Annotated in this window: 17 protein-coding genes; 14 read left to right on the top strand and 3 right to left on the bottom strand. The window is 50.0% G+C overall.

What is annotated here, in order from left to right:
• The first annotated feature begins 81 nt into the window (after positions 1-81).
• The 4 genes from AC0VZ8_RS19685 (at position 82) to AC0VZ8_RS19670 (ending at position 5,013) form a co-directional block, all read left to right on the top strand.
• Positions 82-1,137 carry a FecCD family ABC transporter permease gene (locus tag AC0VZ8_RS19685; RefSeq protein ID WP_475487722.1) on the top strand — a complete coding sequence of 352 codons (1,056 nt, stop codon included), beginning with the start codon at positions 82-84 and terminating at the stop codon, positions 1,135-1,137.
• On the top strand, positions 1,137-2,171 hold the full coding sequence (locus tag AC0VZ8_RS19680; protein WP_475484148.1) for a FecCD family ABC transporter permease: 1,035 nt from the start codon (positions 1,137-1,139) through the stop codon (positions 2,169-2,171). Before AC0VZ8_RS19685 ends, AC0VZ8_RS19680 begins: the two co-directional genes overlap by 1 nt.
• 94 nt (positions 2,172-2,265) lie before the next feature.
• Positions 2,266-3,981: an ABC transporter ATP-binding protein gene (locus tag AC0VZ8_RS19675; protein WP_475484147.1), complete on the top strand. Its 1,716-nt coding sequence runs from the start codon at positions 2,266-2,268 to the stop codon at positions 3,979-3,981.
• A gap of 33 nt (positions 3,982-4,014) precedes the next feature.
• Positions 4,015-5,013: an ABC transporter substrate-binding protein gene (locus AC0VZ8_RS19670; protein ID WP_475484146.1), complete on the top strand. Its 999-nt coding sequence runs from the start codon at positions 4,015-4,017 to the stop codon at positions 5,011-5,013.
• Positions 5,014-5,182: 169 nt separating this feature from the next.
• Here the strand turns inward: AC0VZ8_RS19670 and AC0VZ8_RS19665 are convergent, their stop codons facing one another.
• Positions 5,183-5,587: a winged helix-turn-helix transcriptional regulator gene (locus AC0VZ8_RS19665; RefSeq protein ID WP_475484145.1), complete on the bottom strand. Its 405-nt coding sequence runs from the start codon at positions 5,585-5,587 to the stop codon at positions 5,183-5,185.
• Positions 5,588-5,778: 191 nt separating this feature from the next.
• Between AC0VZ8_RS19665 and AC0VZ8_RS19660 the strand changes: the two genes are divergently transcribed.
• The 3 genes from AC0VZ8_RS19660 to AC0VZ8_RS19650 all read left to right on the top strand — a co-directional run bounded on the left by AC0VZ8_RS19660 (position 5,779) and on the right by AC0VZ8_RS19650 (position 8,853).
• Positions 5,779-6,984, top strand: coding sequence for an MFS transporter (locus AC0VZ8_RS19660; RefSeq protein ID WP_475484144.1), 1,206 nt, complete (start codon positions 5,779-5,781; stop codon positions 6,982-6,984).
• A 110-nt stretch (positions 6,985-7,094) separates the two neighbouring features.
• Positions 7,095-7,940 carry an aldo/keto reductase gene (locus AC0VZ8_RS19655; protein WP_475484143.1) on the top strand — a complete coding sequence of 282 codons (846 nt, stop codon included), beginning with the start codon at positions 7,095-7,097 and terminating at the stop codon, positions 7,938-7,940.
• Between the two features lie 118 nt (positions 7,941-8,058).
• Positions 8,059-8,853, top strand: a complete 795-nt coding sequence (locus AC0VZ8_RS19650) for an SDR family NAD(P)-dependent oxidoreductase (RefSeq protein ID WP_475484142.1) — start codon at positions 8,059-8,061, stop codon at positions 8,851-8,853.
• A gap of 26 nt (positions 8,854-8,879) precedes the next feature.
• Here AC0VZ8_RS19650 and AC0VZ8_RS19645 read toward each other — a convergent pair whose 3' ends face one another.
• Positions 8,880-9,740, bottom strand: coding sequence for an AraC family transcriptional regulator (locus AC0VZ8_RS19645; RefSeq protein ID WP_475484141.1), 861 nt, complete (start codon positions 9,738-9,740; stop codon positions 8,880-8,882).
• A 192-nt stretch (positions 9,741-9,932) separates the two neighbouring features.
• On the opposite strand from AC0VZ8_RS19645, the gene AC0VZ8_RS19640 reads away from it, so the two are divergent.
• Entirely contained in the window at positions 9,933-11,813 is a 1,881-nt protein-coding gene (locus tag AC0VZ8_RS19640; protein WP_475484140.1) for a beta-L-arabinofuranosidase domain-containing protein, read from the top strand.
• Between the two features lie 83 nt (positions 11,814-11,896).
• Here the strand turns inward: AC0VZ8_RS19640 and AC0VZ8_RS19635 are convergent, their stop codons facing one another.
• A complete protein-coding gene (locus AC0VZ8_RS19635) occupies positions 11,897-13,330 on the bottom strand; it encodes an MDR family MFS transporter (RefSeq protein ID WP_475484139.1) in 1,434 nt (477 codons plus the stop codon).
• Between the two features lie 238 nt (positions 13,331-13,568).
• Between AC0VZ8_RS19635 and AC0VZ8_RS19630 the strand changes: the two genes are divergently transcribed.
• From AC0VZ8_RS19630 to AC0VZ8_RS19605, 6 genes are all read left to right on the top strand, one after another.
• Positions 13,569-13,946: a winged helix-turn-helix transcriptional regulator gene (locus tag AC0VZ8_RS19630; protein ID WP_475484138.1), complete on the top strand. Its 378-nt coding sequence runs from the start codon at positions 13,569-13,571 to the stop codon at positions 13,944-13,946.
• A 185-nt stretch (positions 13,947-14,131) separates the two neighbouring features.
• Positions 14,132-14,665 carry a hypothetical protein gene (locus AC0VZ8_RS19625; protein ID WP_475484137.1) on the top strand — a complete coding sequence of 178 codons (534 nt, stop codon included), beginning with the start codon at positions 14,132-14,134 and terminating at the stop codon, positions 14,663-14,665.
• Position 14,666: 1 nt separating this feature from the next.
• Complete coding sequence (locus AC0VZ8_RS19620; RefSeq protein ID WP_475484136.1) at positions 14,667-15,515, top strand: aminoglycoside phosphotransferase family protein; 849 nt, start codon at positions 14,667-14,669, stop codon at positions 15,513-15,515.
• Between the two features lie 323 nt (positions 15,516-15,838).
• Complete coding sequence (locus AC0VZ8_RS19615) at positions 15,839-16,846, top strand: LacI family DNA-binding transcriptional regulator (RefSeq protein WP_475484135.1); 1,008 nt, start codon at positions 15,839-15,841, stop codon at positions 16,844-16,846.
• A gap of 41 nt (positions 16,847-16,887) precedes the next feature.
• Positions 16,888-18,684 carry an L-fucose isomerase gene (locus tag AC0VZ8_RS19610; protein WP_475484134.1) on the top strand — a complete coding sequence of 599 codons (1,797 nt, stop codon included), beginning with the start codon at positions 16,888-16,890 and terminating at the stop codon, positions 18,682-18,684.
• Between the two features lie 12 nt (positions 18,685-18,696).
• The gene (locus AC0VZ8_RS19605; RefSeq protein WP_475484133.1) at positions 18,697-20,373 is read left to right on the top strand and encodes a ribulokinase; all 1,677 of its coding nucleotides are present in this window, start codon (positions 18,697-18,699) and stop codon (positions 20,371-20,373) included.
• Positions 20,374-20,581 lie beyond the last annotated feature (208 nt).

Raw genomic sequence — 20,581 nt, 5'->3', positions numbered from 1 at the left:
GTCCATGGACGCAGGAAAGACCTATATTTTATAGTTACAGATGATAATGAGAATCAATATCATAGTATTGAGGGGAAAATGATGTCATCAAACACGTCCAATCCAAGTCTCACAGATTCCAAGACCGACGTTACACTCAAGGGGCGACCATGGGCTGCGACGCTGATTCTTACAGGCGGCGTTGCAGCGCTGGTGCTTGGCATAGCTTTATCGATATCGCTCGGAGCGGCCGAGATTGATCTGCGAAATGTATGGGAAGCGGTGTTCTTCTTTAATCCCGATGTGACGGAGCATCAGATCATACAGGAACTGCGCTTGCCGAGAGTCCTCGGCGGGGCGATGGTGGGCGCCTGCTTTGCCGTATCCGGCGCGATCATGCAGGGGATGACCCGCAATCCGCTCGCTGATTCCGGTTTGCTTGGATTAAATGCGGGAGCGGGTTTTGCCATTGCCCTCTGTTTTTCCTTTTTTCCGGGGCTGCCTTATATGTACCTGATTCTGTTCTCATTCCTTGGAGCAGGATTAGGTGCGGTTCTCGTGTATGGGGTCAGTTCCATGGCAAAAGGGGGGCTAACGCCGGTACGTCTCGTTCTTGCGGGTGCTGCCCTAAGTGCTTTGTTAAGTGCGCTTAGCGAAGGCATTGCATTGTATTTTCAGGTCGGACAGGATATGGCGTTCTGGTATGCCGGAGGAACCGCGGGGATTAAGTGGGTCCATCTGAAGATTATGCTGCCGTGGATCGTCGCTGCTATATTGGGAGCTATTGCATTGTCACGCTCTATTACCATGCTCAGCCTCGGCGATGAGATTGCCCGCGGGCTCGGGCAGCGAACGGGTCTCGTCAAGCTGGCAGGAACGGTGATCGTGCTGGTGCTGGCAGGGGCTGCCGTCTCGGTTGTCGGTGCGGTAGGCTTTGTCGGTCTCATGATTCCGCACGTCACCCGCAAGCTGGTCGGTGTGGATTACCGCCTCATCATTCCTTGCTCGGCCGTTCTTGGGAGCTTGCTGGTCGTCATTGCCGACTTAGCAGCAAGAATGGTGAACCCTCCTTACGAGACACCGGTGGGCGCGATCATCGCATTGATCGGGGTGCCCTTCTTCCTCTACTTGGCACGCAAAGAAAGGAGGGAGCTGTAATGGAGACCATCACGAATACCATGCATGGGCGAAAAGACAAGAAGCGCAAAATCATCACCCTGTCTGTGCTGGCTGCCCTGATCGTTCTAGTATTTCTAATCAGTATGAACACGGGGGTCATTCGTTTGTCGCCGCTTGAGGTCATAAAAACACTGTTAGGCGGCGGGACGGATAAGCAGGAGCTGGTGCTGTTCGAATTCCGCTTGCCGCGTATCGTCATCTCGCTGCTGATTGGGGCAGGCTTAGCAATATCGGGATGTGTGATGCAGGGAATATCCCGTAATGAGCTGGCGGATCCGGGTATCTTGGGGATTAATGCCGGTGCAGGCTTGATGGTGATGCTGTTCATTTCATTTTTTCCAAGTACGACTGCGGCTCCTGTCTATCTATTGCCGGTGCTTGCATTGATTGGGGCGAGTTTAACCGCTGCATTAATATGCGTGCTGGCCTATAAGAAGAATCAGGGCTTTAAGCCGACGGGGCTGCTCTTAACAGGGATTGCCGTTGCGGCTGGCATTAGTGCGGCAATGATTGTGCTAACGCTGCGCTTGAGTCCGGAAAAATATCAGTTTGTTGCCACTTGGCTGGCGGGCAGCATTTGGGGTTCGAGCTGGAAGTTTGTATTGGCATTGCTCCCATGGATCCTTGTGCTTCTGCCCTTCGTCATGTATAAAGCGCAGGTGATGAACGTTCTCAATCTTGGAGAACCGATGGCGACCGGACTCGGTGCTTCCGTCACGAGGGAGCAGCTGAAGCTGTTGGCAGCGGCGATTGGCTTGGCAGCCTCGTGCGTCGCAGTAAGCGGCGGAATTGGATTTGTCGGACTTATCGCACCCCACCTGTCCAGACGCTTGGTCGGTGCGAAGCATCAGCTGCTGCTGCCGGTAACGGCACTGGTTGGTGCACTGCTGGTTATCACAGCCGATACCCTTGGACGTTGGATCATCCAACCATCTGAGATTCCGACGGGGATCGTAGTTGCGGTGATCGGTGCTCCTTATTTCCTGTACCTGTTATCCAGATCGAGAGCATAAAAGGATAAGTTCGTCACGGATCTAAATGGGGCAATTGTTAAAAAGAAAGGACTTGCTCATTTCTATAGCGGAATATCGGATTAAGGAGGTCCTTATGCTGCGTCGATTTTTTTCCTATTACAAGCCTTATAAAGGGCTGTTTATCCTGGATTTTTGCTGCGCTATCTTTGCGGCTTTACTTGAATTGATATTCCCGGTTGCCGTCAACCGCGTGATTGACGACTTGCTGCCAAGCGGCAACTGGAAGTGGATCTTATACGCTTGTCTGGGTCTACTCGGCATTTATGTTGTCAGTTCCTTCTTTCATTACGTTGTCACCTATTGGGGGCATAAACTCGGCATCAACATTGAGACGGATATGCGCAAAAAACTGTTTGATCGGGTTCAGAAGCAATCCTTCCGTTTTTTTGACAACAACAAGACGGGACATCTAGTCTCGCGGATGACAAACGATTTGATGGATATCGGAGAAATTGCCCACCACGGTCCGGAAGATCTGTTCATCGCCGTCATGACGCTTGCCGGAGCTTTGGGCATCATGCTCGGACTTAACTGGGAGCTCGCGGTGATGACGTTTGTGATTGTTCCATTGATGGTCTATCTATCGCTGTATTTCAGCGGGAAAATGTCGGCTGCTTTCAAGCGCATGTTCTCCGATATTGCCGATTACAACGCACGGGTGGAGAACAACGTCAGCGGTATCCGAGTGGTACAAGCCTTCTCGAATGAGGAGCATGAAATGGCTCGTTTCGCGGAGAACAACAACCGCTTCCGCTTAACGAAACTGGTAGCTTACCGCATCATGGCTTGGAACTCTTCGATCAGCTTTATCCTGATGAAATTCATCTCCCTGTTCGTTTTGGTGTGCGGTACTTGGTTCGTGATCGAAGGGCGGATGACCAACGGGGAATTTATCGCTTTTGTCATGCTGTCCAACGTGTTCCTCGGGCCGATTAAACAGATCAATGCGGTGATTGAGATGTATCCGAAGGGAATCGCCGGTTTTAAGCGGTATTTGGAGCTGCTTGAGAGCGAACCGGACGTTGCGGATTCGCCGGGTGCCAAGCCAGTTAACCATTTGCGGGGAGACATTGCCTTTCACGGGATATCCTTCGGTTACGAGAACAAGGATCAAGTGCTGCAGGATGTTAATTTATCGATTCGAGCCGGTGAAACTGTTGCGCTTGTGGGTCCGTCCGGAGCGGGCAAGACCACCCTGTGCTCTCTGCTGCCGCGTTTCTATGATACAGCTGCTGGCCGGATTACGATTGACGGAATCGATATCCGGGACATGACGCTGCAATCCCTACGTTCCCATATTGGCATCGTGCAGCAGGATGTATTCCTGTTTGATGGCAGCATTCGCGAAAACATTGCTTATGGCCGACTGGATGCTGCAGATAGCGACATTATGAAAGCTGTGAGCCGTGCCCAGCTTGAGGATCTGGTCGCTTCGCTTCCGGATGGGCTGGACACCTTAATTGGAGAGAGAGGCGTTAAGCTGTCCGGCGGACAGAAGCAGCGCCTGTCGATCGCCCGGATGTTCCTCAAGAATCCGCCGATTCTTATTCTGGACGAAGCAACGTCTGCATTGGATGCGGAGACCGAAGCGGCGATTCAGCAGGCGCTGGCCGAACTGTCGGAGGGACGTACGACCCTGGTGATTGCACACCGACTAGCAACGATCAAAAATGCAGATCGCATTGTGGTTGTTGCAGACAAAGGTATCGCCGAACAAGGTATCCATGAAGATCTGCTCGCAGCGCATGGTATATACAGCCGATTGCATCGGGCTCAATTCGGTGCTTGATCCAAGCTTAAACTTTATGAGGAGGATGAAACTATGTTCACATCTAAATTTCGGGTAACTCTCTCCATGCTCATCCTATGTTCGTTCTTGATTTCCGCATGTGGCGGGAATGGAAATACCACCAACGAAGCGGGTTCTTCAGGCCAAACAGCTGCAGGCGCGGACAAGCCCCAGACTGAAGCCGCAGCTCCTACGATAAGAAAGGTGGATACGATTCATGGTCCGATCGAGTATCCCGCCGATCCACAGCGAATTGTAGTCGATGCATATTTACCTACCTTATTGCTGCTCGGAGAGAAGCCGGTCGGCGCGACAGCGACGGATCTCGAGAACGTCCATATCCAAGACCTGATTGAGGGCATAGAAAATACGGGGGAAAGCGCTCCGGAAAAGATAGTGGAACTGAACCCCGACCTGATTATCAGCGCTAACTCCGATCCGGAAGTTTTCGAGAAGCTGTCTAAAATCGCGCCGACGGTCATTTTGCCTTATGAAACCTATCGAAGCGTGCACGAAGAAGTAGAGGGATTGGGTGCTATTCTTGGCAAAGAAGTAGAAGCGAAGGAATGGCTTGCTGATTTTGATAAGAAAATAGAAGAACTGCGCGCGAAAGTGAATGGCGTTATTGATGAGGGTGAAACCTTTTCCATCTTTGGCGCTTTCGGCAAAACCTTCTACCTGTACGGCGACGGCATTTATCGGGGAGGATTGGCAATATACAAGGAGCTTCAGTTAACGCCTCCGGCAACGATTCAAAAAGAATTGATTGATGCCAACGTGACTTACAAAGAGGTTTCCCTGGAAGTTCTGAATGATTACGCAGGCGATTATATCTTCTTTGATGAGTCTAACGGTGCCGAGATGGATAAGAGGGACAAGGTGTGGACTTCGATTGAGGCCGTCAAACAGGATCGCGTGTTTTATCTCGATGCCAAACGGTTCTGGCCGTTCGATCCCATTGCTGTCCTGGCCCAGGCGGAGGAAGTGGCGGATATGATCGTCAGCCAAAAAGAGAAAGAGAACGCGAAATAACTACCGGTCTCGGCGCTTACGCATGGAATGTGCCGGTGGGCATTACATTTCTTTCATTCCCTGAATTGCTCTTATGATTTGATAGCATAGAGAGAATATGAAAAGGGCAAGGTCCGTGATCACGGACCTTGCCCTTGCTATTTGTATCAAGAGTGCTTATAAATCATGTCTAGCGTGCATCTGTGGCTGTGGGCTCGTCCGAGACTTTCAGTTTATCATTCAGGATACTGTCCTCAAGCACGCTGAATTTGTCCCCGTATACCTTCGTAATATGATTTTCGCCCCATGCACAGAGCATATCCAGAATTCCGCTCAAACTCATGCCGTACTCGCTCAGCTCATATTCCACTTTAGGCGGTACTTGATTATGAATAATCCGATTGATCACACCGTCGTCCTCCAGCTCCCGCAGCTGCTGCGTCAACATTTTTTGGGTGATGTGCGGCATGAGACGCTTCAGCTCATTCGTTCTTTTACGGCCATGGGTCAGATGGCAGAGGATCACGCATTTCCATTTGCCCCCGATCACTTCCAATGTCGCTTCGACGGCGATGTTGTATTTCTTCGTTTGCATATTCATCCTCCTATTCTTCATAGGGACTAAAAAGTACCTAGGGTACTGTCAGGTACCTACATTACAAAAAAGTACGTTCTTCACACAAGAAATGATATAGATCATAATAGCATTTGCCAGCTGGATTACACCATACTCAATATTTTTACAATATACAAGCAAGAGAATAGGAAAGGGGAAAAATTAACATCATGATGATCGATAAAAAAAGAAGTATGCTGGCTCTTATTGCGCTTGCCGTCAGTGCCTTCGCCATCGGAACTACGGAATTTATCAGTGTAGGGCTGCTGCCGTTGATTGCGGAGGATATGAATATATCCGTCACGACCGCCGGATTAACCGTCTCGATGTATGCGCTTGGTGTTACCTTCGGTGCGCCGATCCTTACGTCGCTGACATCAAGGATGTCCAGGAAGACTTTGCTGCTCTGGATTATGATCATTTTTATAATTGGTAACAGCTTGGCAGCGGGCGCATCTTCTATTGGTATCCTGCTTGCAGCACGTGTGTTTTCGGCCTTTTCGCATGGCGTATTTATGTCGATCGGCTCGATCATTGCCGCAAGCGTGGTGCCTGAGAACCGCAGGGCATCCGCGATCTCCATCATGTTTACGGGGCTGACGGTAGCGACGGTTACCGGCGTTCCGCTTGGTACGTTTATAGGTCAACAGTGGGGCTGGAGACTTGCTTTTGTCGCCATAGTCGTGGTCGGTATTGTTGCGTTGATCGCGAACAGTATCCTGGTCCCTTCCGACCTGCCGAAGGGAGAACGCACTTCATTCCGTGAACAGGCTAAATTGCTGACGAATGGAAGACTGCTGCTTATGCTCCTGATTACGGCCCTCGGTTATGGGGGGACCTTCGTCGTCTTCACTTATTTATCCCCATTGCTGCAGGATATAACAGGCTTCAAGGAAAATACGGTGGCCATCATCCTGCTAGTATACGGGATCGCCATTGCAGTCGGTAATGTGATCGGCGGGAAGGCAGCCAATCGCAACCCGCTTCGTGCACTATTCTATATGTTCATCGCCCAAGCGCTGGTGCTGATCACACTTACGTTTACCGCACCGTTTCAAGTGGCAGGACTGATCACGATTATTCTTATGGGATTTCTGGCTTTCATGAATGTGCCGGGACTACAGGTTTATGTCGTCATGCTGGCTGAGCGGTTTGCACCGGGGGCTGTGAATATGGCTTCCGCGCTGAACATTGCAGCATTTAATGCCGGTATCGCTATCGGCGCATTTCTTGGCGGCTTAATCACGAATTCCATGGGCCTGATTCATACGGCATGGATCGGGGCGCTGATGGTGCTCGGCGCGGTCGCTCTTACCGGATGGAGCTTGAAGCTGGAACGGAAGGAAACGGAGAAGCCGAGTAAGCAGGCGGCCTGAATGATCATTTTATGAAGGGTGGTGATGTCTAAGCGTATTATCGGGGATACTGCAGTATAGGCTAACTTTTTTACAACAAATAACAAAAAAATGTTCGGAGGTTTATCAACATGACAGCACAACACTTACAAGATACAACCACTTTATATAATGGCGTCAACATGCCTTGGTTTGGACTTGGCGTATTTAAAGTAGAAGAAGGACCGGAGCTGGTGAACGCTGTACGTACGGCTATCCAGCATGGATATCGGAGCATAGACACTGCCGCCATATACGGCAATGAAGAAGGCGTTGGACAAGGCATTCGCGAGGGCTTGGAAGCTGCCGGAATCAAGCGGGAAGATCTGTTTGTCACATCTAAAGTATGGAATGCCGATCTCGGTTATGAATCGACATTGAAGGCATACGATGAAAGTCTGCGAAAGCTGGGTCTGGAATATTTGGATTTGTACCTTATACACTGGCCGGTTGAAGGGAAATATATAGATGCGTGGAAGGCGTTAGAAACGTTGTACAAGGAAGGACGCGTCAAAGCCATTGGCGTGAGCAATTTTCAGATCCATCATCTGGAGCCTTTAATGAAGGAAACGGAAATTAAACCGATGGTGAACCAGGTGGAATATCATCCAAGACTAACGCAAAAAGAACTGCAGGCGTACTGCCAGGCGAATGGAATTCAGCTTGAAGCATGGTCTCCATTAATGCAAGGACAGCTGCTGGATCAAGAGGATCTTCAGCACATTGCAGAGAAGCATCATAAATCGATCGCGCAGATTATTCTTCGTTGGGATTTACAAAACGGCGTTGTCACGATTCCGAAATCGACCAAAGAACATCGGATCGCCGAAAATGCAGATATCTTTGATTTTGAATTGTCCGCTGAGGATATGCAGCGCATCGATAGCTTGAATCAAAATCACAGGGTAGGACCGGATCCGGACAATTTTGATTTCTAAGAAATCTGCGTTTATGTAAGGACAGAAGTTTAATGAATATTGTGGCTCTCCTGAACCTCGGGCGGTAACGACGGGAATCGGGAGAGTCATTCCTACATAACGGAAGGAGAGATGTTTAATGAATTTGGATCTAAAGGGAAAAGTCGCATTGGTAACAGGTTCGACGTCCGGCATTGGCAAAGCGATTGCCATGTCGCTTGCAGCCGAGGGAGCGTCCGTCATTTTGAATGGAAGACATGAGGACAAAGTAAAACAGACGATCCATGATATTCACGCTGTGCATCCGGATGCCGAGCTGCGTATTGCCGTGGCGGATCTCGGAACGGAGGAGGGTTGTCATCAGGTCAGGGAAGCTGCTCCAGTCGTTGATATTCTGATCAATAATTTGGGGATATTTGAGCCTGCCGAATTTTTCGATATCCCTGATGCGGATTGGTTCAGGTTCTTCGAGACCAATATCATGAGTGGAGTTCGGTTAACCCGGCACTATTTGAAGAACATGATCAATCGCAATGAAGGTCGAATTATATTTATCGCGAGTGAAGCGGCCGTCATGCCGTCCCAGGAGATGGCACATTACAGCGCAACCAAGACGATGCAGCTGTCCCTTTCCAGAAGCTTGGCTGAGCTGACGACAGGGACCCGCGTCACGGTGAATACCGTCATGCCTGGCTCCACGCTTACGGAAGGCGTTGAAACGATGCTGAATACGCTGTATCCGGATGAGGATCTTTCGATCGAAGAAGCAGAGCAGCGGTTTATGAAGGAGAATCGGCCGACTTCCATCATTCAGCGATTGATTCGACCGGAAGAGATTGCGGATTTTGTTACGTATCTCAGCAGTCCCAAATCCTCGGCGATTAACGGTTCAGCGCTTCGAATCGACGGGGGCTTGGTACGAAGCGTATTCTAAGCAATCGTGGTGTTGTGAACGCTTTGTTAGGAACGGTATTTCTGCCTAAAGGATTTGGGTTTAAAGCCTGTATACCGAATAAAGCAGCGAATGAAATACGGAAAAGAACCGAATCCGGATTCTTCGGCAATGCGTCCGATCGAATCGTTGGTGTGGATCAATAATCGCTTGGCTTGTTCGATCCGATGCCGCGTTAGAAATTCCAGGGGCGTGCAGCCGAACGTTTTTTTCATGCAGATCGACAGATAGTTCTGATGGAAGTGCATGGCATCGGATAATCTCTGATAGCTAACCGGTTCTTTGTAATGTTGTCTTAAATAGTTGGCGGTTCGTTCGGCTATGGCATACTGAGGATTCTGATGCTGGATCCCGTCCTCTTCGGCTTGAAGCAGCAGGAGCAGCTCATGCAGCAGCTGCTCCTGTTTCCAGCGTGCCGCGGAAGAAGACGATGACTGAAGGTTCTGCATTTGCTCTAACAGGAGTTTTGCCTGCTCTATCGACGGCAGCTCTCCGTACTTGGGTATATAAAAAGAGAAACGCTCGATCTGCACATAAGGCAGATCGGTTTGCGATAAGGCAAAAAGGGTCAGCTCCTCTGTTTCAATCCAAGACCCTAGCATCTGAAAATGCAGCCAATAAAAGTGCGTTTCCTCCTGACAGGGCTCAAATGTCCGGTGGGCTGCATCCGGTCTTAGAATCAAGTAGCATCCGGCCCTCACCCTGTAAGCAGCACCGTTCTCCTCCAGGAAAAGCGCCCCTTTTGTCACCAGAATCAGATCAAAGACCCCAATGTTATAGCGATCCGGATGTTTGTCTCCTACCTGATAGGTATCTTCTCCACAAATGATATAGTGGGGCAACGGCGGCGCCGTGAACTGGAAGATCATCTGCGACCAGGCCTCCTCCTCAAAACGGACTTTTCTCTATGATAATCGCTTTGCCGGTCCGGATTCAATACGCCAGCATGTTGCAATCGGATAAAAAGATGTTGTTTCTGTGTATAGGGCACCGCCCGGGTAAGATGGTATATTTCTACCAGAGTGCACCTACTAAAACAGAAACAAGGAGTGTGGAAGTTGATGCTGCATGAGACTGCGTTTAACAGTTTACCGCTTCGAGCGATTAAACCGTCCGGATGGCTTAAGAGTCAGTTGGAGATTCAAGCAAGCGGTTTTACCGGACATTTGGAAGAACAGTGGAAAGACGTAGGGGATGAGAACGGGTGGCTGGGCGGCCAGGGAGAGAGCTGGGAACGGGGACCTTATTATGTTGACGGTTTGCTTCCGCTAGCTCATTTGCTCGAAGACGAGACTTTGATTGCCAAAGCGAATCGCTGGATTGAGTGGTCGCTTGCGAGCCAGCAGGAGAATGGCATGTTCGGTCCGGCTCGCATAACCTCCGTCAATCAGGATATCGACAAGGAGCAGGACTGGTGGCATTACATGATCATGCTGAAAGTGATGATGCAGCATGAAGAAGCAACGGGCGATGAACGGATCATTCCTTTTCTGACGAAGTTTTTTACTTATGTCCATTCGGTTATCGAGGAACAGCCGCTGCGGGGCTGGGCGCAAACCAGGGGTGCTGAGATGCTGCTGTGCATCGTGTGGTTATATCGACGTACGAAGCAACCTTTTCTGTTAGAGCTTGCCGATATCGTTGCTGCACAAACAACGGACTGGAGCGATATCTTTCATGATTTTCCGTTCTGGCGAAAGGTCGAAGAGTGGGATTGGACAACCCATGTCGTGAATGTAGCGATGGGAATTAAAACGCCGGGCGTATTGTTTGAATTGAGTGGCAATCCGGTGGAGCGGGACAGCGTGCATCGGGGCATCGATTCCCTGATGACGTATCACGGTCAAGCGCATGGCATGTTCTCCGGAGACGAATGGTTATCCGGCACCCATCCGAGTCAAGGCGTAGAATTATGTGCCGTCGTGGAGTATATGTTCTCGATGGAGCAGCTGACGCGTATTTTCGGGGATGGACGTTTCGGGGATATTTTGGAGAAGGTCGCATTTAATGCGCTGCCCGCCGCCATCTCCCCGGATTGGACCTCGCATCAGTATGATCAGCAAGTGAACCAGATGATCTGCAATGTCGCTCCGCGGGCATGGAGCAACAGTCCGGATGCCAACGTCTTCGGCCTGGAGCCGAACTTCGGATGCTGCACGGCCAATATGCATCAGGGCTGGCCCAAGCTGACGTCGCACCTGTGGATGAAGGACCGGGAGGACGGGCTTGTTGCCGTTTCCTATGCCCCATGCACGGTGAGAACGACGGTCGGTCTTCAAGGTGTTCCGGCTGTCGTCGAGGTAACCGGGGAATATCCGTTCAAGGATCGCGTTCAAATCCATTTGTCGCTGGAATACGAGGCATCGTTTCCTCTATCGCTGCGCATCCCGGCCTGGTGCGACGATCCCGTCATTACTCTGAATGGGCGCGAATTGCCATTCCAGGTGCAGTCCGGTTATGCACGAATCGTACAGAACTGGCAGAACGGCGACCGATTGGATATTCATTTGCCGATGGAAGTGAAGACTGTTACGCGCAGCATGTACGCTACCAGCATTGAAAGAGGGCCGCTGGTGTATGTGCTGCCCGTGAAAGAGAACTGGCAGATGATCCGGCAGCGCGACATGTTCCACGATTGGGAGATTTACCCTGCATCTCCATGGAAATACGGTTTGGTCGCCGATACGTCATTCGAGGTGCTTGAGCAGGATATGGTCCGCCAGCCGTTCCTGGCGAAGGATGCACCTGTCAGGGTGAAGGTGAAAGGCCAGCTGATTCGGGATTGGAAGATGGAAGGCAACAACGCCGGAAACCCTCCGCTTCATCCGAATACGGACGGACAGCCCATTACGGAATTGGAATTGGTACCATACGGAAGCGCCAGGCTTCGGATCGGTGAATTCCCTCTGATTGGAGAGCGGAAAAGAGCCGTTAAGAAATAAGTGAAAGTAAGCATGTTTTAATTGGTTATAATGAAGAATCCCCCTGTTGAGGGGGATTCTTGTTTTATCCATCCTTCATCTTATCATGCTGTTGGCTGATCGATGGGTTTATCCACTTGTTCCGACGGCTTACTGAGCAATAATCCCATGACGACCCCAAGAGCGGCCACAGCCATCACAACAAGGAATGTAGACGAGAACGCATCAGCCCAAGCATCGATTTTCGGTACGGAATGAGAAGAAGCCGAAATACGGGTTGTCAACAATGTTGAGAAGACAGCCACGGCAAAGGAGCCCACCACTTGCTGTGAGGCATTGTTTAGGGATGTAACACGGTTGATTAATCCTTGCGGTGCAGCGTTCATAACGAAGGCGTTCAAAGACATAGCATATAATGCATGGCCGGATCCGGCTAAGGTCATTGCGACAATTATGATTCCCTTTCCTCTGCCAAATGAATCCGTAAAGAGCAAGAATGCTCCCAGACCTAGAAGTGCAGTACCGATAATAACAAGCAGCTTTACACTACGAAACCGATCATACATACGTCCACCAATCTGCATGAGTACGATACTGGCAATGGCAGGTGATATCATGAGAAGCCCAGTATCAAAAGCATTAAGTCCTTTCACCTGCTGGAGATAAACGGGAACCAGAAAGAAGTTTCCATAGAATGCGGCAGCAGTTATCCATAGAATTAACATAGCACTTGTAAAAGACTTGGAGCGGAACACTCGCAGCTCAAGGAGCGGCTCGCTCTTGCCAAGTTCAATCAGGATGAATAGTAGAAGCGCCGCAACACCAACCGCAAGGCCGATAACGGTCTGTATGGAGCCCCATCCGGCATCGCCCGCTTGATTCACGCCATATACGAGGGCGGCAAAAGCGATTGGACCAAAAATCATTCCGAGTTTATCCAGCTTAGCTTGAGTCTGACTCTTCAGTTTAGGAAGATAGCGTAGTCCAAACCAGATTCCTAATAAGCCTACAGGTACATTCACCCAGAATAAAAAGGGCCAGCTAACGCTATCCACCAACCACCCGGCAAACACGGGTCCGATGGCTGGTGCAATAAGAATGGGAACGCCCAAGTACGATCCCATTACGGTCCCTACCTTGTCCGGAGGACTGATCTGAAAGACAATGGCATAACCAATCGGCATGACTATGCCTCCTCCTAAGCCTTGAAGTACACGAAATAGTATAAATTGCTCTGCGTTGACCGAGAGTGCGCACAGAATCGAGCAGATTGTAAAAATGAAGATTGCCAGGATAAACATGCGCCTGCTGCCAAAACGGTCAGCCAGCCAGCCGGCTACAGGAATGATGGCCGCTTCAGCAAGAATATAACCCGTGGTCGCCCATTGCATAAATGATAATGAGCTTTGAAAGGAATTCATTAGATTAGGAATGGCCACATTCATGGCTGTCATATTAAGCAGGACCATAAACATGCCAATGATGATAGCGAATAAGGGTGCGCGAATTTCTTTTATGGTAGTAATGGTGGTCGACATGTATTGTCTCCTCCTGTTATATTTTTTTGTTCGAAGTCACATCTCCGGATATGTGACCCCATTCAGAAAGAGAATCGCGCGATTCCAGGTGATACGTGATGCAGTATTCAAGTTTGCACCTTGATCACAGCTATGTGCCAAATTATAATGACTCTAAATCAACAATAACAGTAGGCAATATTTATTGATTAGATCATTTAATATAGACCAACTTACTTTACGTTAGGGTGGCGATGACTTGAGCGATCGTTCAGAGCATAGCGAAGATTATGAAGAATGTACGGAGGTTATTGGCGAGGTTTTAAAAATAGTCGCAGTGAAACGCGCAGTTCACGTAATTGGTGAACTGCATGATGGTCCTCAGCGTTTTAACCGCTTGCGTCGGAGTTTGGGCAATATCAGCACGCAATCATTGACAGTGATCCTGAGGCATCTGGAGCAAAACGGCATCATTAACCGTCAGGTATTGCCGACTATGCCGGTTACCGTGGAATATTCATTGACAGACCAAGGTAGAGAATTTGAAGAGGTCCTAAATGTGATACATGATTGGGGAGCATCTAGGAGAATGCATCGGACTTTATTAGGAAAAGCAAGCTTCTCAGCAGAGAAATAGTAAACGGAAGTTCAAAAAAATCGCGAAACGCGTTTTTTTTGATGTGGAGATTTGCATTCAAGGTGAGATAAGTGTTTACGAAGCTTAAAAATACACATAATATGGAGTTATTGGAAAGGTGATTAATGGGATAAGAGACATGGAATGCGCTGGTGAGTAAGGGAAATTTGCCAAAGGAGATTTTCATGAAGAGAAGAATGATAGTGGTCCTATTACTCGTATTGGTTATTCTGATCAATGGCAATGCTCAACGAGATTCGATGGATACGCCCCTATATGATGGTAGAAGCCTCGTCATTGGTGTGATCGGAGAAACACCGCAAGTCAGGGAGAAGGGGCATGTGGGTTTTAAAGAAGTTACGTTTCAGCAGCTAGAGGATCTAGACCTTTCCGCGGAGCTTGACGCCATATTCATAACAAAAGAACATCTGGTGGAAGCTTCTGCGCCCAAGTATACAGAAGTATATAATAAGGCTGAAGTTCCCTTTTTCTATATTGAGTCTAAAAAATCTCATGTCCCCTTCACGATCGAAGAATTGTCTTACGATGAGGTTCCGGATCTTTCATCGGATATGTATGCAACCGGATATTACGGCAAGGATGCGGAGCATTGGGGTTACGGTTTATACAACGGTGTAATGAATGAGACCAATGTCCAGGCTGTTTATTCCCATATTTTCGCAACGATCGAGTCGCTGCATCATGACGGAGGTACGTAATTTGCGGGAAATCATTTGGTTGGAGAAAAGCCAGACGCTTGAGCTATTGTTGGAACATGAACCTGCAATGCAAGTCATCCCGTTAGATTCCGGTCTGGAAGCAGAGGTGGTGAAGATCGTCACGCCATCGGCAGACTACGTACTGAAGGTTTGGAATAAAGCGTCCAAGCCCGATGTTCTAATCCAGTATCAAATATTGAATGCATTGTATTCGCATGGAAGAGATGTATCGGAGCCCTTGGGCTGGGGGACAGACCGGTATAGCAATCCAGTAATGCTGACCAGTTACGACGGCACGCCCGTACTAAAAGTCAATCAGTCCAGACTAGTAAAGCTTGCGAAGATGCTAATGGATATACATAAGCTGCCCCTGGATAGTCTGAACGGCTCCAGGCTGCCGAGTTATGACTTCGTCTCTTATTTTTATCCTCGAATTGATGAGTTCCCGGATATCCAACATCCATTGATGGAGCTTGTTCAGCGTGCGAACATGAAACAAGAATGTATCATCCATGGCGATTATCACCTTGGCAATATTCTTGAGCATGAAGACGAACTGACCGTGATCGATTGGACGAATGTCCAAATGGGCGATCCCCGATATGATATCGCATGGTCGATTATCTTAATGTGGATATATGTAAGCGAGAAGCAAGCGTCTTTTTACCGAGCTGCCTTTTGTGACGAGAACCGTTACGAAGCCGTTGAGCTTGAGCTGTTTGAAGCCATTGCGTGTCTGCGCTGGGTTTTGCTTAGCAGAGTGGACCACCCCCCCATTAGAAAGGATACGATCGCTAGGGTAAGGTCGATATTGATGAGCAACACGTATTTAAATATCAGGTTTCTTTAAGTCTGATCCCTAATGACCAGCCAGGTTCCCTAATAATAAGAGGGAGATAGATTCGTGAAATATTACAGCAGTGCACGGAGCCCCCTGAAGCCACCTTGCATAAAGGTAAGGGGCTTTTTTCTTATATTAGAAGCAGCGTGATAAGCCATCCAATCGCCCAAGAATGAGATGAGTTAGAGCTATGCAAAAAGTCAGTGCAATTCTCTTCTGAAGTTTTAAAAAATAGGGTTGACATAAGCATGTCCCTTCTTGTAATCTGTGATTGTAATCGTTTACGTAATCGATTACATGGCGGAATCATGACGTTTTGAGGTGAACAATGTTTGGCAAAAGCAACGATTAAACAAGTAGCAGCGGCAGCAGAAGTATCCACGGCAACCGTTTCAAGAGTGCTGAACGACAGCGATTATGTAAGCGATGAAATTAAAGAGCGAGTGATGGCGGCGGTGAACCAATTGAATTACCGTCCAAGCGCCATCGCCCGCAGTCTGAAGCAGGACCGGACCTATATGATCGGGGTTATCGTCCCAGATATTTCCAACCCTTACTTTATGGGGATCTCCAGAGGCATTGAGGACATTGTAGGCAAAGAAGGCTTTCAGCTTATATTCTGCAGCTCGGATGAGAATCCGGACAAGGAAAGGCGATTGCTTAAGCTTATGCATGAAAAGCGCGTGGACGCCGTCGTACTGGCGACGTCGGGCGGCAATGATCCGGCGATCAAGCAGCTGGCGGATTCCAAAATGCCGATTGTTCTCGTAGACCGGAAGCCGGACTCGCCGGAAGCGGATTTGACTCTCGATCTGGTAGCCGAGGACAATACCGAGGGCGCATCCCGCTTGACCCGGAAGCTGCTTGAGGATGGTCATACGGCAATTGGTGTAGTAAATGGACCGACGAGATCCAGCACAGGAAGGGAACGTCTTGACGGTGTCCGGAAAGCGATGAAGGAATGCGGTCTGAACGAGGACCCCATGGTGTATAATGGAGACTTTTCAACGGAGGACGGAATCCGCGCGATACAGCATTTTCTGGCAGCGGAAAGAAGGCCAACTGCGGTTATATCCCTGAATAACCGCATGAGTCTCGGTGTTTTGCTTGAGATTGTGTGCAGCGGTCTAAAGATTCCGGCCGATATGGCCGTAGCTTCTTTCGGTGAAGTAGAGGCTGGTCCATTACTCAAGGAATCGGGACTCTATTATATGGAGCAGCATCCCTATGACATGGGGATCAAAGCCGGCGAGATTCTTCTGCGTCGAATTCGCGATGAGGCCCCGCTGTCTGAACCTGAAATAGCGATTTACAGCAATGAAGTGAAACGGCTGGATTGATTCTATATGCTGCCGCTCTAAAAACAGAGAGGATGATGACGATGCAATATCAAACTCATTACTGCAATCGATTGCAGAGCGAGCTGCCGAGGATTGGTATTCGACCTGTTGTAGATGGTCGGAGGGGAGGCATTCGGGAATCGCTTGAGGACGTAACGATGGATATGGCGAAGCGAACAGCGCGTCTGCTTACCGAACGGCTAAGGCATAGCAACGGGCTGCCGGTAGAATGCGTGATGGCTGACACCTGCATTGGAGGCGTAGCCGAAGCCGCACGTACGGAGGAGAAATTTTCCAGGGAGAATGTCGGTCTTACCATTTCGGTGACTCCCTCCTGGTGTTATCCAACGGAAACGATGGATACGCATCCGACAAGGCCGAAAGCCATTTGGGGATTTAACGGAACGGAGCGCCCCGGTGCCGTGTATCTGGCAGCAGCTCTTGGCGCGCATAATCAGAAGGGACTCCCGGCTTTCTCTATCTATGGTCGGGATGTGCAGGATATCGGGGATACCGAAATTACGGCTGACGTAGAGGAGAAACTTCTGCAATTTGCAAAGGCTGGCCTTGCCGTAGCGACCATGAAGGGGACTTCGTATCTGTCGATGGGCACGGTATCTATGGGAATCGCGGGCTGTATCGTCGACGAGGGCTTTTTCCAGAAGTATCTTGGGATGCGCAATGAATATGTGGATATGACGGAATTCGTAAGACGAATCGAGCTGGAAATTTACGATCATGACGAATATGAGCGGGCGCTTTCCTGGATTAAAGAAAATTGCAAACCTGGGGCGGACGTCAATCCAAAGCATTTGAAGCGAACCGATGAGCAGAAGCAGCAGGATTGGGAGACCGTCGCGAAGATGGCGTTGATTGCCCGCGATTTGATGGTGGGGAATCCGAAGCTGGCGGAAATGGGATACGGAGAGGAAGCGCTCGGGCGAAATGCGCTGGCTGCAGGTTTTCAAGGACAACGTGCCTGGACGGATTATTTTCCGACCGGGGATTTCATGGAGGCTATACTGAACTCCTCCTTTGATTGGAATGGTTTGAGAGAACCCTACATGGTCGCAACGGAGAACGACAATCTGAATGGGATCACGATGCTGTTCGGACATCTTCTCACGGATGCAGCCCAGGTATTTGCGGATGTTCGTACATACTGGAGCCCGGAAGCCGTAAAGCGTGTAACCGGGTATCGGCTTGAGGGAATTGCGGCGCAGGGCGTGATCCACCTGATCAATTCCGGGCCTGCTGCCCTTGACGGAACGGGAAGGCAGACGAAGGACGGCAGACCGGCGATGAAGCCGTTCTGGGAAATCACGCAGGAGGAAGTTCAGGACTGCCTCGATGCGGTTAAATGGTGTCCGGCTATTGATTTCTTTCGCGGGGGAGGCTTCTCGACTGACTTTACGACCCGGGAAGGAATGCCGATTACGATCGCGAGAATCAATAGGGTTGCGGGTGTTGGACCTGTCCTTCATATAGCCGAGGGGATGACCGTTGAGCTGCCGGACGCGGTACACGATATATTGGATCAGCGAAGTGATCCTACATGGCCGACGACCTGGTTCGTGCCGAATCTGACCGGTCATGGCCTGTTCAGGGATGTTTATACCGTGATGAGCAATTGGGGATCCAACCATGCCGCTATGAGTTATGGTCATATCGGCGGGGAACTGATCACCTTGGCATCAATGCTCCGCATTCCGGTATGCATGCACAACGTTCCGGAGGAACGGATATTCCGACCAAGCGCCTGGACCGCCTTTGGCGGACTGGAGCCGGTCTCGGCCGATTACCGGGCATGCGCAGCTTACGGTCCTTTGTACAAATAGGAGGCAGATAACATGAAGCAGTTATACACCATTGGCGTGGATTTTGGTACGGAATCGGGCAGAGTTCTGTTGGTTGATATCACGACCGGTCGAGAAGTTGCTACCCATGTGACGCCATACACGCATGGAGTCATGGACGAGGTGCTGGTCCACTCGGGTTTGAAGCTGGAGCAGGATTGGGCGCTGCAGCATCCAGATGATTACATAGAGGTGCTTCGGCAATCCATCCCGCGCGTGCTCTCGGAGGCTAACGTATCTCCGGATCAAGTCATCGGGATCGGCATCGACTTCACGGCATGCACGATGATGCCGCTGGATGCCGGGGGGACTCCGCTGTGCATGCTCGAGGAATGGAGGGACAATCCGCATAGCTGGGTAAAGCTGTGGAAGCATCACGCGGCTCAGGATGAAGCGAACCTGATTAATGAGGCCGCTAAGCGGCGAGGGGAGAAATTTCTTGCACGCTACGGAGGGAAGCTGTCCTCGGAGTGGATGCTTGCGAAGTCTTTACAGATTCTGAATGAAGCTCCCGAGCTGTATGAGCACGCTGTACTGTTTATGGAGGCTGCCGATTGGGTGGTCATGCAATTGACCGGTCAGCTCGCACGGAGCAGCTGCACCGCAGGCTATAAAGCCAATTGGCATAAACGGGATGGATATCCGTCCAAGGAGTTCCTCCAGTCGCTTGACCCGAGGTTCGGGACCCTTGTGGAGGCGAAGCTGCGAGGCCCGATCAAGCCACTGGGTTCAAAAGCTGGCGGATTAACCGACTCGATGGCAGCCATAACCGGGCTTCTGCCAGGAACCGCGGTAGCTGTAGCCATCATCGATGCCCATGCCATGGTGCCGGCCGTCAGTGTCGTAACCCCGGGTAAACTGGTGCTCGCCATGGGAACCTCTACTTGTCATTTGATATTAAGCGACAAGGAAGTGACGGGAGAAGGGATTTGCGGTGTCGTCGAGGACGGGATCATCCCCGGTTATTACGGGTATGAGGCAGGACAATCGGCCGTTGGCGATATATTTGCCTGGTATGTGGATGAGGCAGTGCCGGAATATGTAAGACGCAAGGCTGCCGAAGAGCGCCTCGGCATTCATGAGTGGCTTGAGAGTGGAGCGTCGCAATATGAGCCTGGCCAAACCGGCCTGCTGGCTCTCGACTGGTGGAATGGAAGCCGTTCCGTACTGATGGATGCCGATCTGAGCGGTGTCATCCTTGGATTGACCCTGCAGACCAAGCCAGAGGAAATATACCGGGCGCTTCTGGAGGCTACCGCCTTCGGAACGCGAGCGATCATCGAAGCCTTTACCGAAAGCGGCGTTGAAGTCCAGGAGCTCTATGCTTGCGGCGGATTGCCACAGCGAAACCGGCTGCTGATGCAAATCTATGCCGACGTTACCGGCAAGGAAATCAAAGTAGCGGATACCGTCCAGACGGCTGCCTTTGGAGCAGCTATGTTCGGCGCCGTGGCGGCAGGCACAGAGCGGGGAGGCTTTGGGAGCATCGTAGAGGCAGCAGAAGCCATTGCTCGTGTTCGTGAAGAGACCTTTAAGCCGCTTGAGGCCAACGTGCGTGTATATGATCAATTATACAAGGAATATAAAGGACTTCATGATTATTTGGGAAGAGGCGAAAACGGGGTGTTGAAACGCTTGAAGACATTAAAGAGCGGAAAATTACCGGAATGAATGAAAGATTTAACGCCTAAAATAAACGCCTATATGAACGTCTGGCCACGACGTAATATCGCCGGGTAGCATTGGACTCATAAACTGGGAATGCAGGTTCTGGAAAGACCTGCATTCCGTATTAACTAATTCTGCAATCGATGTCACAATTTGTGAAACGGCATTACGAAGTACGTTCAACCATCATCCGTAACCCATAAAGGAGCGA

It is taken from the genome of Paenibacillus sp. QJM3NY_38, assembly GCF_056173265.1.
Note: the sequence above shows the minus strand (reverse complement) of the source record. Positions and strands in the feature narration are given on the sequence as shown.